Origin of the sequence: Arthrobacter sp. NamB2 (assembly GCF_005281365.1) — a bacterium.
GTDB lineage: Bacteria > Actinomycetota > Actinomycetes > Actinomycetales > Micrococcaceae > Arthrobacter_D.
The window spans coordinates 47,548-62,819 of record NZ_SZWI01000001.1 but is presented as its reverse complement, the minus strand read 5'-3'; the positions used below and the strand labels follow the sequence as shown (position 1 = coordinate 62,819).

Below are 15,272 nucleotides of genomic sequence, written 5' to 3'. Positions count from 1 at the left end.
GCTCCCCTTCCGCGCACCGGGGAAAAAGTCGGTGGCCGACGGCAGGATGTGCGCATGGACCACCTCAACGCAGACACCATCCTCGATCGCTTCTTCGCGGCGAGCGGGCACACGCGGCACCCGGAGAGCCTCCTGCGGTACGAGCGGGTGCAGATGCACCTCCGGGCCTACCTCGAGGACGGCGGAGCCGCGCTCCTGGACGCGGACGACCGGCAGCTGATCAGCCTGGAGCGGCAATTCGGTACCGATGCACCGTACGCGCGCATCATGGGCGCCCGCGAAATGCTGCATGCACTTCCCGGCTTCCTCGCTGCACCCCAGCTTCTGCCCGACTTCCACGACCGGCTCGCACAGATCAGCGTCGCGTCCCGGCTGGCCCAATGGCTCTGCTCCCGCCGCCTCGTCCAACGGGAGGACAGCTGGGACGACGTCGTGCTCACGCGCGCCGCAGCCGAGCAGGCGCGCCGGTCCGCCGTCCTGTAGCCGGCGCACCAGAAGTCGGATCCGAGCAGTGTGGGCTCCGCCCGCCGGGGGTCCGTGGACTACCCCTACCCGGTGTACAACAGATTGCTTGAAGGTGAACCAAGGTTGAACAGGTAGCATAGCGGGGCTAGTCTTCTATGGGCCCGGAAGGGCCGTATGTCAAGGGCGCCCGGCCGACGGGTACCTGAGAACGCGAGGTGTTGCCATGTCTGACCGGATCCGTGCGCTGACCCGACGGGTTGGCTCCGTTATGGGCAGCACCCTGGTCTACGTCCTGATCTGGGCGGGGCTCGTGCTGCTCATCGCCGCCCTCGGCATCCGTTTCTACTGGGGCAAGATCTCAGTGAATCAGCTGCTCCTGAATCTGATCTCCGTTCAAGTCGACGGTGGGGGCGGCGCGATCGTCTGGATCGGCGTTGTGGCTATCGGTGTCGTCCCCCTGCTCGTCACCGGCGGGATCGCCTTGCTGCGGTACTTGCGGCGCCGGAAGCGCCGCTTCGGCCGCCACATGCAGTCGCGTCGTTCAGCACGGGCGACGCGCATCGTCTGCAGCGTCGCGGTGGCCGCGATCGTCGTCGCCGGCAGCTCGGCCTTCGCCAGTGCGGTGGGAGTGGTCGACTACATCAAAGCGGCGAACTCCGATTTCGATCTCGGCGACTACTACGTCAAGCCGATCGTCACCGATGACGAGCACAAGCGCAATCTGGTGCTGATCTATCTCGAATCCGGCGAAGCCACCCTCGCCGACGGCCAGCTCTTCGAGAAGGACGCGTTCGCTCCGTTGAAGGAGGTCACGACGTCGTCGGACGGCTGGCAGAGCATAAAGGGCCTCCAGGAGTATGAGGGTGGAGGCTGGACGATGGCCGGTATCACTGCCACCCAATGCGGTGTTCCGCTGAAGGGAATGGGCACCGTCTCGGGTAACGCAGCCCTCAACGAGCTCGGCGGTGTGATCGACACGTACCTCGGAGGGGCCACGTGCCTGGGCGACGTCCTGGAGGACCACGGCTATACCAACGTCTTCCTGGGCGGCGCCGACGCCTCCTTCGCTGCGAAGGACACCTTCCTGAGGAGCCACGGTTACTCCGACGTGAAGGACCTCAATGTCTGGCGTGCCGCCGGTGAACCGGAGGAGAGCATCCGCGACTGGGGCCTGAGCGACGAACGCCTCATGGCCCATGCCAAGGACGAGATCGACGAGCTGCATGCCGAGGCCGCGAGAACCGGCCAGCCGTTCAATCTCTCTGTGCTGACGCTGGACACCCATGAGCCGGTACACGTCTTCGACTACTGCCCTGTAGATACGGAGGACGCGGCCACCTCGGTATTTTCCTGCTCGATGGCCCAGGTGGCCGGATTCGTGAGCTACATGGAGGAGAAGGGTTACCTCGACGACACTGCCGTGGTCATCATGGGCGACCACCTCAAGCAGATGAGCGCCGGGAGCGCATTCCACGAGCAGCTGGCCGCCAGCGACAACCGAAGCATCTTCAATCGGATCTGGATCCCGGGCGAGAACCCGGGAAGCACGCTGCGCCCCGACGTGGACCAGATGAACCTGTACCCCACCATTCTGGAGGCCGCCGGCCTGACTCTGCAGGACAGTGAAGCTGGGCTTGGCGTATCTGCCTTCGCTCCTAGTGTCTCCAGCAATTCAGCGCAGGCGATGATGCCGGAACCCTACGCCGAGTTGCTCAACTCGCGTTCGGAGCAGTTCTACGCGACAGCCTGGGCAGGCCAGGACGCCCCCCAGTAACGCTGCCGCCGCGTCAGAGCGAGCAGTTGACCAGCAGCGGTTCCGGTTCGAGCCGGATCCCGAAGGATTCTTCGACGCCGTCCCGCACGAGCCGGGCAACCGCCAGGAGGTCCGACGCCGAGGCGCCTCCCCTGTTGGTGAGGGCAAGCGTGTGCTTCGTCGAGAGGGACGCGCGCCCTTCCGCCACAGCATGGCCTTCGTCGTCGCCGAGCCCGAACCCCTTCGAGAACCCTGCGTGCTCGATCAGCCAGGCGGCGCTGAGCTTCACGTCTCCGGCCGCTCCCGTCGCATACCGGGGAGCGTCCTCGGGGAGCCGGTCGGCCACCTCCTGGGGCACGATCGGGTTGGTGAAGAAGGATCCCGTGCTCCAGGTGTCCGGGTCAGGCGCGTCGAGCACCATGCCCTTCCCCGCGCGTAGCTTCAACACCTCCCGCCGCACGTCGTTCGCGTAGGCGCGGGCGCCCACCTCGATGCCGAGCGCGCGGGCCAGTTCGGCATACTTGACCGGCTTGCTCATGCGCCCCAGCCCGAGCTGGAACTCGACGCTCAGCACCACGTAGCGGGGCGAGCCGTTGACCGTGCTGCGCTTGAGCAACGAATCCCGGTAGCCGAATCTCAGCTCGAAGTTGGTGAAGCTCTTGATGCTGTCGGTCTCGCGGTCGTAGGTGCGGACCGTCGCGATGGTCTGCGACACGTCCGAACCGTAGGCCCCGACGTTCTGCACGGGCGTGGCTCCCGTGGAACCGGGGATACCCGAGAGGGCCTCCAGACCGGAGAACGCGTGCAGCACGGTGTACCGCACCAGTTCGTCCCAGTCCTGGCCGGCCTGCACCTTGACCATGACGCCGCCGCACGTCGCGTCGTCGTCGTCGACCGTGAAACCCCTGGACACGATGTGAACGACCGTCCCGTCGAAGCCCTCGTCCCCGATCAGCAGGTTTGAGCCCCCGCTGACGATGAGCAGCGGGTCACCCGCAGCATCGGCGGCACGGACGGCCTCGACGATCTCCCGTTCCGTCGCGGCCTCAACGAACGAGCGCGCCGGTCCCCCAACGCGGGTGGTCGTGAGGTCGGCGAGATTCACCTGCGTGGCGGGCGCGCTCACGCCAGCCTCACCACGGCCTGGGCCTTGACGAGGACCTTCTGCCCGGCGGAGGTCACCGTGAGGTCGACGCGCGCCGTCGAGCGTTCGGTGTCGATCTGGCCGACGACGCCGGTAACCTCGACGACCGCACCCGGCTGGCCGGGCTGCGCCGTCGTATCCGTGACGACCACGGGCTTGGTGAACCGCGTCTGGTAGTCGACGACGGCGGCCGGGTCGCCGATCCAGTCGGTCACGAGCTGGACGGCAGCGCCCATGGTGAACATCCCGTGGGCGATCACGCCGGGCAGGCCGACCCCCTCGGCGAAGGCCTGGTTCCAGTGGATCGGGTTGAGGTCGCCGGAGGCGCCTGCGTACCGCACGAGGTCGGTCCGGGTGATGTCGACGGTGGCGGAGCCGATGTGCTGGCCCACCTCGAGCGAGGCAAGGGAGACGGTCATGGCTACTGGTCCTCCCCTCGGACGAGGATGGACGACGTCGTCGTGGTCGTCGCTTCTCCGTCGACGGTCGAGATCTCCGCACGCGTGGTGATCATCGCTCCCCCGCCCATGGCCCGCACCTGGTCGACGTGCAGTTCGGCGACGAGCTGGTCCCCCGCGAGGATGGGTCGATGGTGGACGAACCGCTGGTCCGCGTGGACCACGCGGGTGAAGTCGATGCCCGCGCTCGGATCGCTGATGAGCTGCGCGTCGGCCCGCTGGGCCACGATGATGGCGAACGTGGGGGGCGCCACGAGGTCGGCATGCCCGAGGGCTGCCGCGGCGGCCACGTCGTAGTGGGCCGGGTGTGTCGCCTTGATGGCCCTGGCGAAGTCCCGGATGGCCTCGCGGCCCACTGAGTAGGTCTCTCCGGCGGGGTAGCTGCGCCCCTGCAGGTCTGGGTCGATGGTCATGGAACCTCCGGTGGAAGCGTCGTCGGGCATGGATGCGGAGAAGCTGGGGATGTGCGCGTGCCGGCACGGGGTGCCGTGCGGGTCGAGGTCCCGGCACCGGCGGAGCGAGGGAGGGTCAGGACAGGTCCTTCAGACGCCGCCGGACGTCGCGCGAACGGACCACCATGCCGGCGAGATGGCACACCATCCCGGCCACGATGACCGTGATGCCCGCGAGAACGACCGCGCGCTGGTCCGACGTCGCGCCGACCACCGCGATCAGGATGCCGATCGCCGTGGTCACCAGCGCCGACACCACCAGCCTGCGGTACAGGTCCGAGCCGGTCTCCCAGGGCGTATTCAGCATGATCCGATTCTACTGCGGGTTCCGCTGCTGCCGCTCAGAACAACGCCTCCTGGACGGCCGGCACCGGCGTACTGAAGTCACCGAACCGCAGGCGCCTGCCCTTGAGCCCGGACAGATCGGCGACGAACACCAGGTCCGCACCGTCGATGGCGACGAGGGCCGACGGACCGAGCACCTCGAGGATGGTGAAGCCGTGCTGCCCGCTCCCGAGCGGCTCGGCATAGGGCTGCAGGCCGTGGTGACCGAGAACGGCGGACCACGACGACGGCGGTTCGAACTCCTCGTGCACCACCTCGAAGCCGTCGAGGCCGAGGCCACTTTCGAGGAGTCCCCTGGCTGCCAGGGCTAAACCGTCGTTGACGCGTTCGAGCCGTGCGGTCGGTAGCGGCGAGCAGAGCGAGGATGCCTTCGTGCTCGACCTCACAGCCTGCTGGATGCCGACCGAACGGGTGACCTCGTCCTCCAGGACCCTGACAACCCGGCCGTCGTCGGCATGCGCCACGTACTGGGCCACCACCGCTCCCTGCTCCACGAGGCGGGCGCGCTTCCTCGGGTGCGAGGCCGTTCCGACTTTGCTCGAGCCATCGGCGAACGTCGCGACGTACAGCCAGTGGGGCTGGTCGAGGTAGCGCTTGAGCCCGGCCGGTGCGATGCCGGAGCGGTGGATGTCGTGCATGAACCGGACGTCGTCCTGTGCGAAGCATCGGGCGCACTGGTAGCCCCGCTCGGCGGGCGCTTGGTCGGCGCACTGCACCCACGTGCGGTCGTCCCGGCCGTGCACCCGGTGGTACCCGAGGCAGAACCTCCCGTCGGCGGCGATCTCGTAGGCCACCCTCGTCCCGGGCCGGAGCACGACATCGAGCAAGCGGTCGTCATCGGTGGCTGCGGCGGCAGTTCCAGTCCCTCCGGGAACGCCCTCGCTCGGCACGGCGTGCAGTGACAGCACCGGTACCCCTGCGCGCCAGCCCGCGCCGCTGCACAGGTAGAGAAGGCTCCTCCGTCCGGCTTCGGCGGAGGTCACGCCAGCACCCTGCTGAGATCGTAGGCGGCAGGGATGTCGAGCTGCCCGAACGTGCACGATCGCGGCTCCCGGTCCGGCCGCCACCGTTCGAACTGGACGGTGTGGCGGAACCGGTCGCCCTCCATCTGGTCGTACCGCACCTCCACCACGCGCCGCGGCTCCAATCGGATGAAGGACACGTCCTTCGAGGACGCGAAGCGGCTGCGGTCGGTGGCGCCCCGTTCGATCTCGCCTGCGTCGTCGCGCATGACGTCCGGTGCGAGCTCCTCGACGAGTTCCAGCCGCCGCTTGTCGGAGAACGCCGAGATGCCTCCCACGTTGCGCAACCCGCCGTCGTCGTCGTACAGGCCCAGCAGCAGCGAGCCGACCCCCTGCCCGGACTTGTGCACCCGGTAACCGAGCAGCACGACGTCGGCGGTGCGGTGGTGCTTGACCTTGAGCATGAGCCTCTTGTTCGGCTCGTACTGCGCAGTCAGGGGTTTCGCGACGATGCCGTCGAGTCCCGCACCCTCGAACTCGACGAGCCAGCGCTGCGCGAGCTCGACGTCGCGGGTGACCTGCGACAGGTGCACGGGAGCGGAGAAGGACTCGCCGATGCCCTCGAGCGCCTTCCTGCGATCGACGAACGGCATGCGCGTCAGGTCGTTGTCGTCGATCGCGAGGAGGTCGAAGGCCACGAACGACGACGGCGTCTGAACGGCGAGCAGGCGAACCCTGCTGTCGGCGGGATGGATGCGCTGGGACAGGGCCTCCCAGTCGAGCCTCTCCGCACCGGGCTCCCCCCGGCGCACCACGATCTCCCCGTCGACGACGCAGCGCTCGGGCAGGTTCTCCAGCAGCGCATCGACGAGTTCGGGGAAGTACCGGGTGAGCATCTTCGAACCCCGGCTGCCGATCTCGCAGGTACCGTTCTCGATGCGCACGACAGCCCTGAAGCCGTCCCACTTCGGCTCGTAGAGGAGTCCGCCGGAAACGCTGTCGGGACCGGGCACGGAGTCCACGGCTTTCGCGAGCATGGGCTGGATGGGAAACGGCAGCTCGGTCATGCCTGATCCTGTCTGAAGGTCGGGAAGCACGGCAAGCGGTCTAGAGCCCCTCGGCCACCGCAGCCGCCGCGGACAGCCATGCGCGCTGCGTGGCCGGGCGCAGGGCGCCGTAACGGATCCGACCCTTGATCAGAGCCGCATCGAAGGGAATGGTGACCGCGCGGCGGGCGAGCTCGCCGAAGCCGTCCGCGATCGACTGGCTCTGTGCCTGGGTCCCGTTCTTGTCCGACTGGCTCACGATGACCACCGCGCTGCGCGCGAGCTCGGAGTAGCGACCACCACGCGCGCGCAGAGCCTCCAGCAGGAGCGCCCCGGCTTCGGCGTGCTCCTCGAGCGTCGTCGTGGCGATCACGAGCTGGTCCGTATGGTGGATCATCCGCAGCCAGCGCTCGGCGGTCTCGTCGTTCCCCGAGTCGACCACGGTCAGGCGGAAATACTTGGACGCCACTTCGTGGAGCGCGTCGAAGTCGTCGGCCGTCACCTTCTGCTGGGAGGCGAGGACGTCCGGCTTGGAGCGCAGGACGTCGAACTTGTCCTCGGTCTGGTGATGGACGTACCGCGCCAGCAGGGCCGACTGCGCGGACGGTGCCAGGAGCGCGTCCGCCTGCGGTAGGAGATCCAGGACGGTGGCCTCGTGCGGGCCCTGCTCGGTCCGCCAGCCGAGCGTGCCGCGGGCGTCGTTGTTGTCCCACGCAAGAACGGGCCCGCCACCATTGCGCGCGAAGACGGCCGCGAGCATGACCGAGGTGGGCGTCTTGTTCGCTCCGCCCTTGCCATTGACGACGGCGACGGTCCGGGGGCCCGGCCAGCGCCGGCTGACCGCGGTGACATCCGCCCTGATCGCGAGTTCCCGCCGTGACGGCGGGATGCTCAGCCCCAGCCGTGCGAGGACGCCGCGCCATCCGCTCTCGGCGGGGACGACGGCGGTATCGGGTGCGAGGAACGACGCCCGTCCCTCGCGCGGGCGCAACCCCGTCGGCGCGTGGTCCGGACCCGGGACCGGCACGCGGCGAGGGGGCGCCGGCACGGCCGGTAGCGCTAGATCCGGGGCGACGGACGGTGCCGCTGCCTCCTGCCCGGCAGGCGACGGGCGACGCCTGCCGATCGGTGACGGCGCGGTCCTCGCTGCGGCGGCGTCCGGCCCGGGTGCGACGGCAGTCGGGATACCGTCCGCTTCCGGCGCTGCAGCGGGGGCACCCTGGATCGCCGGCTGGAACACCGGCAGGCCTGATGTGCCCGGTACGGCAGGTGCGTCCGATGCGTCGGGGGCCTGCCCTGTCGCCCGTCCGCCGGAGGTGCCGGTGGGAGTGCGGCGCAGGGTAACGTCGGCGTCGTCGTCGGGGTGGCCCGGCTCGCCCGGAACGCCCTTGTCCGGCGCGACCGGGTCCGTCGCGGGATCCGGCGCGAAGCGGTCGGCGAAGCGTGGCTGTTCCGGCGACGCTGCGGCGCGGCGGCGGCTCGCCCGGGTGGGGAAGCCACCGGAGGGGTTGTCGGGGGTGAACCCCGGCTGCTCGTTCGTCATCGTCGTTCCGTCCCCGTCGGCCCGCGGTCGGGCCGCTCTCTGATCGCTCGGCTCAGTTCATCCTATAAGGCCGTCGCGTGCCGTCTGTCGCCTTCTCCGGCCGGCCCGACTGCCTCACGATCGCTTCGGCCGTGCGCGGACGTGCATCCGCTCACCCTGCTGCCCGAAGAGGCTGATCATCTCGACGGGCTTCCCGTCCGCACTGGCGAACCAGTGCGGCGTTCGTGTGTCGAACTCTGCTGCCTCGCCGGGCCCGAGCACGAAGTCGTTGTCCGCGAGCACCAGCCGCAGGGAGCCGTTCAGGATGTACATCCATTCGTAGCCCTCGTGGACCTGCAACTCCGGTTCCGTACCGCGTCCGTCTCCGGCGATCACCATCTTGAAGGCCTGCACGCCCCCGGGGCGCCTGGTGAGGGGGATCGCCGTCATGCCGTGGTGCTCGATGGGCCGGAGGTGGATGCGCGGGTCTCCGGTGGGCGGAGCACCGACGAGGTCATCGAGCGGCACTCCGTAGAGCTGCGCGATCGGCAGCAGCAATTCCAGGTTCGGCCGGCGCCGGCCGGATTCGAGCCGGGACAGTGTGCTCACCGATACACCGGAGGCAGCAGACACCTCTCCGAGCGTCAGGTTGCGCTGAACGCGAAGCGCACGAAGACGTGGACCAACGGCGTCGAGCACGGAGTCGAGGTCTGAAGCCATGGTGCGATTTTGCCACATCAGCAAGGAAGTTTGTCACTTCTACCTGCCGTGCGGATGCTTGGAAGACAAGCACCACGGAAGGAGACCCAGCATGTCAACCACCAGCCAACCCCTCCAGGATCGGTACGACGCCGTCGTCGTCGGGGGTGGTGCGGCAGGCCTCAGCGCCGCCGTCACCCTGAGCCGCGCCCTGCGATCCGTCCTCGTGATCGACGCCGGACAACCGCGCAACGCAGCTGCCCGGGGCGTCCACGGTTTCCTCACCCGGGAGGGCATGGATCCGCTCGCACTGCTCGACACCGGCAGGACGGAGGCGGAGTCCTACGGCGCTACGATCGTGCGCGCCGAAGCCGAAGCCGTGCTGCGGACCTCGGAAGGGTTCGACGTCGTGCTGACGGACGGGCGCAGTGTCACCGGACGACGCATACTGTTCGCCACCGGCCTCTCGGACGGGCTGCCCGAGATCCCGGGCCTCCGTGAACAGTGGGGGGCGGGCGTCGTGCACTGCCCCTACTGCCACGGCTACGAGATCCGCGGGCAGCGCATCGGGGTCCTCGGCACGGGCGCCCTGTCCGTCCACCAGGCCCTCCTGTTCCGGCAGTGGTCGGATGACATCACGCTGTTCCTCAACGACTCCCTCACTCCCACCGATGAGGAGTGGGACCGGCTCGCCGCCCGCGCCGTCCGGGTGGTGGAGGGCGCGGTGACATCCGTCGACAGCGCAGGAGGAACGCTGACCGGGGTGACGGTGGCAGGTGGACACACCTTCGACCTGCAGGCCCTCGCCGTCGGGACGCGGATGGAGTCCCGGAGCATCCTGCCCGGATCACTCGGTCTCACGACGCAGCAGCATCCGTCGGGGATGGGACACTTCATCGAGCCCGGCCCCATGGGGGCGACGGCGGTACCGGGGGTGTATGTTGCGGGCAACGTCTCGAATCTCGGTGCACAGGTGATCGTGGCCGCGGCCGAGGGCACCATGGCGGGCGCGGCGATCAACGCCAATCTCGTGGAGGAGGAGACGGCGTGGGCCGTCGAGGCCCATCGCGGTCCCTTCTCCGCGGCGTCCGAGGCGGACGTCTCGGCCCGGGTGCTCGGGCTCCGGCGGCACGGGCTGGAGGACGGGCTCGCCGGCGTCTCCACGGCCGCACGAGCAACGGTCGACGAAGCAGCGGATAAAGGAGCACGCCGTGCAGGTTGAGTACACGCAGGAGTTCTGGGACGAGCGCTACCGGCAACGGCCGAGGATCTGGAGCGGCAAGCCGAACCGACAGCTCGTCGCCGGCGTGGCGGACCTGCCTCCCGGCAGGGCTCTCGACGTCGGGTGCGGGGAGGGAGCGGATGCTGCCTGGCTAGCATCCCGCGCCTGGAACGTCCTCGGCATCGATGTCTCCGACGTGGCGCTCGCACGCGCCCGGGCCCATGCGGAGGAGCTCGATCCTCCGGTCCGGGACCGCCTGGAATGGCGCCACGTGGATCTGCTGTCCGCACCGGATCTTCCGAACGGCCTGGACCTCGTCTCCATTCAGTTCATGCATCTGCCCGACCCCGATCGGTCGCGCATCTTCCGCTCCCTTGCGGCCCTGGTCGGAGTCGGCGGGACCCTCCTGATCGTCGCGCACGATCCCTCGGACCTCCACTCGGGGATCGGCAGGCCGCCGCAGCCCGAGCTCTTCTACACGCCGCAGCAGATAGCCGAACTGCTCGACGACGCTTGGGACATCCGGGTGTGCGAGTCGCGTCCGAGGACGGAGCGCACCGGGGACGGCCGGGACGTGACCATCAGCGACGCGGTGCTCCAGGCAGTACGGATTCGCTGACGCGTCCGCAAGGGGCAGGGCGGGATGGTGCACCGCGTGCTTCCCGACCTGCCCCGTCGGTAGCCTCGACGGATGCAGTGGATCACCGAGAAGTACGTCAACTTCGCCAGCATCATCGACGACGCGACGCTGGCACAGAACCGCATGACGAGCTCGATGCCGTTCGTGTATCCCCACTTCGCCTCGATGCCCGACGCCCACCTCGGCCTGGGGTGCGCCGTCGGCTCGGTCCTGCCGACCCTCGGCGCGATCATCCCCGCAGCAGTCGGCGTGGACATCGGCTGCGGCATGGTGGCTGTCCGCACCGACTACACGGCTGACGACGTCGCCCGCCTCGAGCGCCGCGCGCTGAGGGTGGCCATCGAGCGGTCCGTACCCCTGTCCGCGGGCAACAACAACAAGCGGCTGAGCGCGTCCGCCAGACCCCGCATCGAGTCGCTCGAGCAGGACGCGCACTCGGCCGGCTTCGATCCGGCGAGCTACGTCAGGGACTGGCGCCTGCAACTCGGCACGCTCGGCTCGGGAAACCACTTCATCGAGGTCTCGCTCGACGAGCAGGACGACGTCTGGCTCTTCCTCCACTCGGGCTCCAGGGGTATCGGCAACCGCATCGCGCAGCGGCACATCCGCGCGGCCCAGGACTACTGCGCACAGAGATCGATCACCCTTCCCCACCGGGACCTCGCCTACCTCGAGGAGGGCACGCCGGAGTTCGACCGCTATATCGCCGAGCTGATGTGGGCCCAGAAGTTCGCGCTGCTCAACCGCGAGGAGATGATGGATCGCGTGGTCCGGCAGTTCAGCGACTGGGTCGGGAAGCCTGTGGAGGAACGCGAGCGCATCAACTGCCACCACAACTACACGCAGCGGGAGAAGCACTACGGCAAGGACGTCTGGCTCTCGCGCAAGGGTGCCATCGCCGCGGATCCCGGGCGCCCCGGCCTCATCCCCGGCTCGATGGGTACCCGCTCGTACGTGGTGACGGGCGGGGGAAACAGGGAAGCTCTGGACTCGGCACCGCACGGGGCAGGGCGTGAGTATTCCCGCAACGCGGCCCGGGAGACCTTCACGCAGGAACAGCTCCGGGCCGCCATGCGGGGCATCGAGTTCCGGGACACCCCGGCGTTCCTGGACGAGATCCCGGCGGCCTACAAGGACATCGACGCCGTGATGGAGGATGCCCGGGACCTGGTGGAGATCCGCCACACGCTTCGGCAGATCATCAACGTGAAGGGCGACTGACGGGCGACCGAGTGGCCGAGTGACCGAGCGCGGGAAGCCCGGATACACAGAAGGCCCCGGAGCCGAAGCTCCGGGGCCTTTCCTGTAGCGGTGCCGGGACTCGATCCCGGGACCTCACGATTATGAGTCGTGCGCTCTAACCAGCTGAGCTACACCGCCCTAAATGAGGCTGCCCGCACCGATCGGATGATCGTCACGGGCCCCCTCATTTACGAGCCCCCCACCGGAATCGATCCGGTGACCTCGTTCTTACCAAGAACGCGCTCTACCACTGAGCTAGGGGGGCAACAGCAAGAAACTTTACCAGTTCCCGGCCGCTGGAGCGAAATCGGCAGCCGCCCTGATCGGCGGTTCCCGGTTTCCCCATCGGACCCGCGCTCAGCGCGGGTCCGATGGAACCGACTAGTCGGGTCCTACCACTGCTCGGACTGGACGCTGGAGCGTCCTGCTCCGGCTCCTGCACCCTTGGCACGGGGCTTCCGGTTGGCGTCGCCCGTGAAGCGGGTGTCGCCGTCGCGCTTGGGGAAGTCCTTCTTGAAGGGCTTCTTGAACTCGCCGGCGCCGCGGTTGCCCGCAGGCTTGCGCCCCTTGTCGAGCTCGAGGTGGATGAGCTCACCGCCGATGCGCGTCTTGGAGAGTGCGCGCAGCTGATCGGTCGAGAGGTCCGCCGGCAGTTCCACCAGGCTGTGGTCGGCGCGGATGTCGATGCCGCCGATCTGCGAGGAGGACAGGCCGCCCTCGTTGGCGATGGCGCCGACGATCGAACCCGGCATCACGCGCTGGCGACGGCCGACCGCGATGCGGTAGGTGGCGTTGCCCTCGGTGAGCGTGCGCGTCGGGCCACGCGACCCGAAGGCATCCTTGCGACCCTCGGCACGCTCGCGCTGCCCGGCAGGGGCGACCGGGATGTCCTGCACGAGGATCGGCTGGCCACCCTGCGCCATGACGGCGAGTGCAGCAGCGATCTCGTTGGCCGGCACGTTGTGCTCACGCTCGTAGTTGGCAATGAGGTCGCGGAACAGTGCGACATCCTTGCCGGCCAGCGTCTGCGTGATCTTGTCCGCGAACTTGCTGAGGCGCAGCTCGTTGATCTTCTCCGTGGAGGGCAGCTGCATCTGCTCGACCGGCTGGCGCGTGGCCTTCTCGATCGAACGCAGCAGGTACTTCTCACGGGGAGTGATGAAGAGGATCGCGTCACCCGAACGGCCCGCGCGGCCGGTGCGGCCGATCCGGTGCACATAGGACTCGGTGTCATTCGGGATGTCGTAGTTCACGACGAGCGAGATGCGCTCCACGTCGAGGCCACGGGCTGCGACGTCCGTCGCCACGAGGATGTCGATCTTGCCGTCGCGCAGCGCCTCGACCGTGCGCTCACGCTGCTGCTGCGGGATGTCTCCGTTGATGGCTGCGGCCGAGAAGCCCCGTGAACGCAACTTGTCCGCCAGGTCTTCGGTAGCAGCCTTGGTGCGGACGAAGGCGATGATGCCGTCGTAGTCCTCCACCTCGAGGATGCGGGTCATCGCGTCCAGCTTGTGCGGGCCCATGACCTGCAGGTATCGCTGGCGGGTGTTGGTACCCGTCGTCGTCTTGCCCTTGACCGAGATCTCGGCCGGATCGTTCAGGTACTTCTTGGCGATGCGGCGGATGGCCGGAGGCATGGTCGCAGAGAACAGTGCGACCTGCTTCTCCGCGGGAGTCGAGGCGAGGATCTTCTCGACGTCCTCCGCGAAGCCCATGCGCAGCATCTCGTCGGCCTCGTCGAGCACGACGTACTCGAGGTTCGAGAGGTCGAGCGACCCCTTCTCGATGTGGTCGATCACGCGGCCGGGGGTACCCACGACGACCTGCGCGCCACGGCGGAGTCCGTTGAGCTGTGGTCCGTAGGGTGATCCGCCGTAGACGGGAAGGACGGTGAAGCCCTCCATGTGCTTGGCGTAGGAGGTGAAGGCGTCGGCTACCTGGAGCGCGAGCTCGCGGGTCGGTGCGAGCACCAGGACCTGGGTGTTCTTGCTGGGCCCACCGTTGACATCGGCCAGTTCGGCCATCTTGGACAGCGCGGGAACGGCGAACGCGGCGGTCTTGCCGGTTCCGGTCTGCGCCAGTCCGACGACGTCGCGCCCTTCGAGCAGCACGGGGATCGTCGCTGCCTGGATGGGCGAGGGCTTTTCGTAGCCGAGGTCGGTCAGCGCCGCGAGGATGCGGCCGTCGAGGTTGAGCTCGGTGAAGCGGATGTCCACGCCGTCGTCGTCGGACTGCGCCGCGGGGGCCGCGGCTACTGTTCCGGTGAGGGTGGAGTCGATGTTCTGCTCGGACAGGTTTTCAGGCACGGGAAATAATCCTCCAGGTAGGTGCCGGACGGCCCTGACAGGATGGAGCCCGCAGTGCCGAATGAACGTAGAAATCCGGCACTTTTTCAATCCCGAGGCCGAACTCCTCGCCACACGGGTTCACTGTGACAGCAGTGATGTGTGACTTTTCTTCTAGCCGGCGCTCCCTGATGAATCTGCTCGCGAGTCTGTGCTCCGAGCCCCAACACAACCTATCCGGCCCTGAGGGGCGGAAATAAAGGGAATACCGGTGTGGGGGATGTTTCCAGTCTACGTCATACGCGGGCGGTCGCGCTCCAGGGAAGGCGTTGCACGAGGTGACGTTCGGCACGTCAGGCCGGCGATGCCACCTTCAGTGCCTGGAGCGCCGACTTACGCACCTGCGGCGTGAGCGCGATCTGCCCCGACGCTCCGGCGTCGAGCAGGGCCTGCGCCTGCCTCTCATCGAGGCCCGCGTAGACCTGGGCAGCGGTGATTCCGTGCTCCGGGGCGCTCACCACGCGAATGGTGTCACCTGCGCAGATACTGCCCCTCGTGACGACGCTCAGGTAGGTGCCCACGCGGTTGGCCTCGGCGAAGCGCCTTACCCATGAGCGCTCGCCCAGGTAGCGCGCGAAGTTCACGCACGGCGTGCGGGGCATGGTGACCTCAAGCACCACCTGATCACCCACGGCCCAGCGTTCGCCGATGACGGCGTGGGAGGCGTCGATCCCACCGACCCGGAGGTTCTCACCGAACAGGCCCGGCGTCACCTCACGGCCCAGCTGCTGCGTCCAGAAGTCCGCATCCTCCTGGGAGTACGCGTAGAGGGCCTTCGTGGGTCCACCGTGATGCTTCCTGCTGGCCTGGATGTCGCCGGTCAACCCGAGCGCATGCACGTTCACTGCTCCCGCGACCGCACGCTTGTCGATCGCAGTGACACCGGTGGAGTCCTTGGTGGGCAGCAGTTCGTGCACGCGACAGACAGCGAGGAGGGTTCCAGTGGTCATGGCGACCATCCTATGCGCCGGCCTGCG

The 15,272-nt window shown here is 68.2% G+C and carries 15 protein-coding genes and 2 tRNA genes; 5 read left to right on the top strand and 12 right to left on the bottom strand.

The window, feature by feature from the left end; translation table 11 throughout:
* Positions 1–54 precede the first annotated feature (54 nt).
* Complete coding sequence (locus tag FDK12_RS00315; protein WP_137367742.1) at positions 55–483, top strand: hypothetical protein; 429 nt, start codon at positions 55–57, stop codon at positions 481–483.
* Positions 484–688: 205 nt separating this feature from the next.
* A complete protein-coding gene (locus FDK12_RS00310) occupies positions 689–2,239 on the top strand; it encodes an LTA synthase family protein (RefSeq protein WP_137367741.1) in 1,551 nt (516 codons plus the stop codon).
* Positions 2,240–2,252: 13 nt separating this feature from the next.
* Here the strand turns inward: FDK12_RS00310 and FDK12_RS00305 are convergent, their stop codons facing one another.
* The 8 genes from FDK12_RS00305 to FDK12_RS00270 form a co-directional block, all read right to left on the bottom strand.
* Entirely contained in the window at positions 2,253–3,344 is a 1,092-nt protein-coding gene (locus tag FDK12_RS00305; protein ID WP_223262996.1) for a UDP-N-acetylmuramate dehydrogenase, read from the bottom strand.
* Positions 3,341–3,781 (bottom strand): MaoC family dehydratase, encoded by a 441-nt coding sequence (locus FDK12_RS00300; protein WP_137367740.1) that lies wholly within the window; start codon positions 3,779–3,781, stop codon positions 3,341–3,343. The genes FDK12_RS00305 and FDK12_RS00300 overlap by 4 nt, the downstream gene beginning before the upstream one ends.
* 2 nt (positions 3,782–3,783) lie before the next feature.
* The gene (locus FDK12_RS00295; protein WP_104118764.1) at positions 3,784–4,233 is read right to left on the bottom strand and encodes a MaoC family dehydratase N-terminal domain-containing protein; all 450 of its coding nucleotides are present in this window, start codon (positions 4,231–4,233) and stop codon (positions 3,784–3,786) included.
* Positions 4,234–4,348: 115 nt separating this feature from the next.
* Entirely contained in the window at positions 4,349–4,579 is a 231-nt protein-coding gene (locus tag FDK12_RS00290; protein WP_137367739.1) for a hypothetical protein, read from the bottom strand.
* Positions 4,580–4,613: 34 nt separating this feature from the next.
* Complete coding sequence (locus FDK12_RS00285) at positions 4,614–5,600, bottom strand: DUF2797 domain-containing protein (RefSeq protein WP_223262995.1); 987 nt, start codon at positions 5,598–5,600, stop codon at positions 4,614–4,616.
* Positions 5,597–6,646 (bottom strand): ATP-dependent DNA ligase, encoded by a 1,050-nt coding sequence (locus FDK12_RS00280; RefSeq protein ID WP_137367738.1) that lies wholly within the window; start codon positions 6,644–6,646, stop codon positions 5,597–5,599. The genes FDK12_RS00285 and FDK12_RS00280 overlap by 4 nt, the downstream gene beginning before the upstream one ends.
* 40 nt (positions 6,647–6,686) lie before the next feature.
* Positions 6,687–8,168, bottom strand: a complete 1,482-nt coding sequence (locus tag FDK12_RS00275) for an ATPase (RefSeq protein WP_189636208.1) — start codon at positions 8,166–8,168, stop codon at positions 6,687–6,689.
* Positions 8,169–8,282: 114 nt separating this feature from the next.
* Positions 8,283–8,867 carry a helix-turn-helix domain-containing protein gene (locus FDK12_RS00270; protein ID WP_137367737.1) on the bottom strand — a complete coding sequence of 195 codons (585 nt, stop codon included), beginning with the start codon at positions 8,865–8,867 and terminating at the stop codon, positions 8,283–8,285.
* Between the two features lie 91 nt (positions 8,868–8,958).
* Between FDK12_RS00270 and FDK12_RS00265 the strand changes: the two genes are divergently transcribed.
* From FDK12_RS00265 to FDK12_RS00255, 3 genes are all read left to right on the top strand, one after another.
* Positions 8,959–10,068: an NAD(P)/FAD-dependent oxidoreductase gene (locus tag FDK12_RS00265; protein ID WP_137367736.1), complete on the top strand. Its 1,110-nt coding sequence runs from the start codon at positions 8,959–8,961 to the stop codon at positions 10,066–10,068.
* Positions 10,058–10,687, top strand: a complete 630-nt coding sequence (locus tag FDK12_RS00260) for a class I SAM-dependent methyltransferase (protein WP_137367735.1) — start codon at positions 10,058–10,060, stop codon at positions 10,685–10,687. Before FDK12_RS00265 ends, FDK12_RS00260 begins: the two co-directional genes overlap by 11 nt.
* A 72-nt stretch (positions 10,688–10,759) precedes the next feature.
* Positions 10,760–11,929 carry an RtcB family protein gene (locus FDK12_RS00255; RefSeq protein ID WP_137367734.1) on the top strand — a complete coding sequence of 390 codons (1,170 nt, stop codon included), beginning with the start codon at positions 10,760–10,762 and terminating at the stop codon, positions 11,927–11,929.
* Between the two features lie 85 nt (positions 11,930–12,014).
* On the opposite strand, the gene FDK12_RS00250 is transcribed toward FDK12_RS00255, so the two are convergent.
* From FDK12_RS00250 to FDK12_RS00235, 4 genes are all read right to left on the bottom strand, one after another.
* Positions 12,015–12,088: transfer RNA gene (locus tag FDK12_RS00250), tRNA-Met, on the bottom strand.
* Between the two features lie 55 nt (positions 12,089–12,143).
* Positions 12,144–12,215: transfer RNA gene (locus FDK12_RS00245), tRNA-Thr, on the bottom strand.
* 127 nt (positions 12,216–12,342) lie between these two features.
* Positions 12,343–14,256: a DEAD/DEAH box helicase gene (locus FDK12_RS00240; protein ID WP_411266136.1), complete on the bottom strand. Its 1,914-nt coding sequence runs from the start codon at positions 14,254–14,256 to the stop codon at positions 12,343–12,345.
* A gap of 332 nt (positions 14,257–14,588) precedes the next feature.
* Positions 14,589–15,245, bottom strand: a complete 657-nt coding sequence (locus FDK12_RS00235) for an MOSC domain-containing protein (RefSeq protein WP_137367733.1) — start codon at positions 15,243–15,245, stop codon at positions 14,589–14,591.
* Positions 15,246–15,272: the final 27 nt, after the last annotated feature.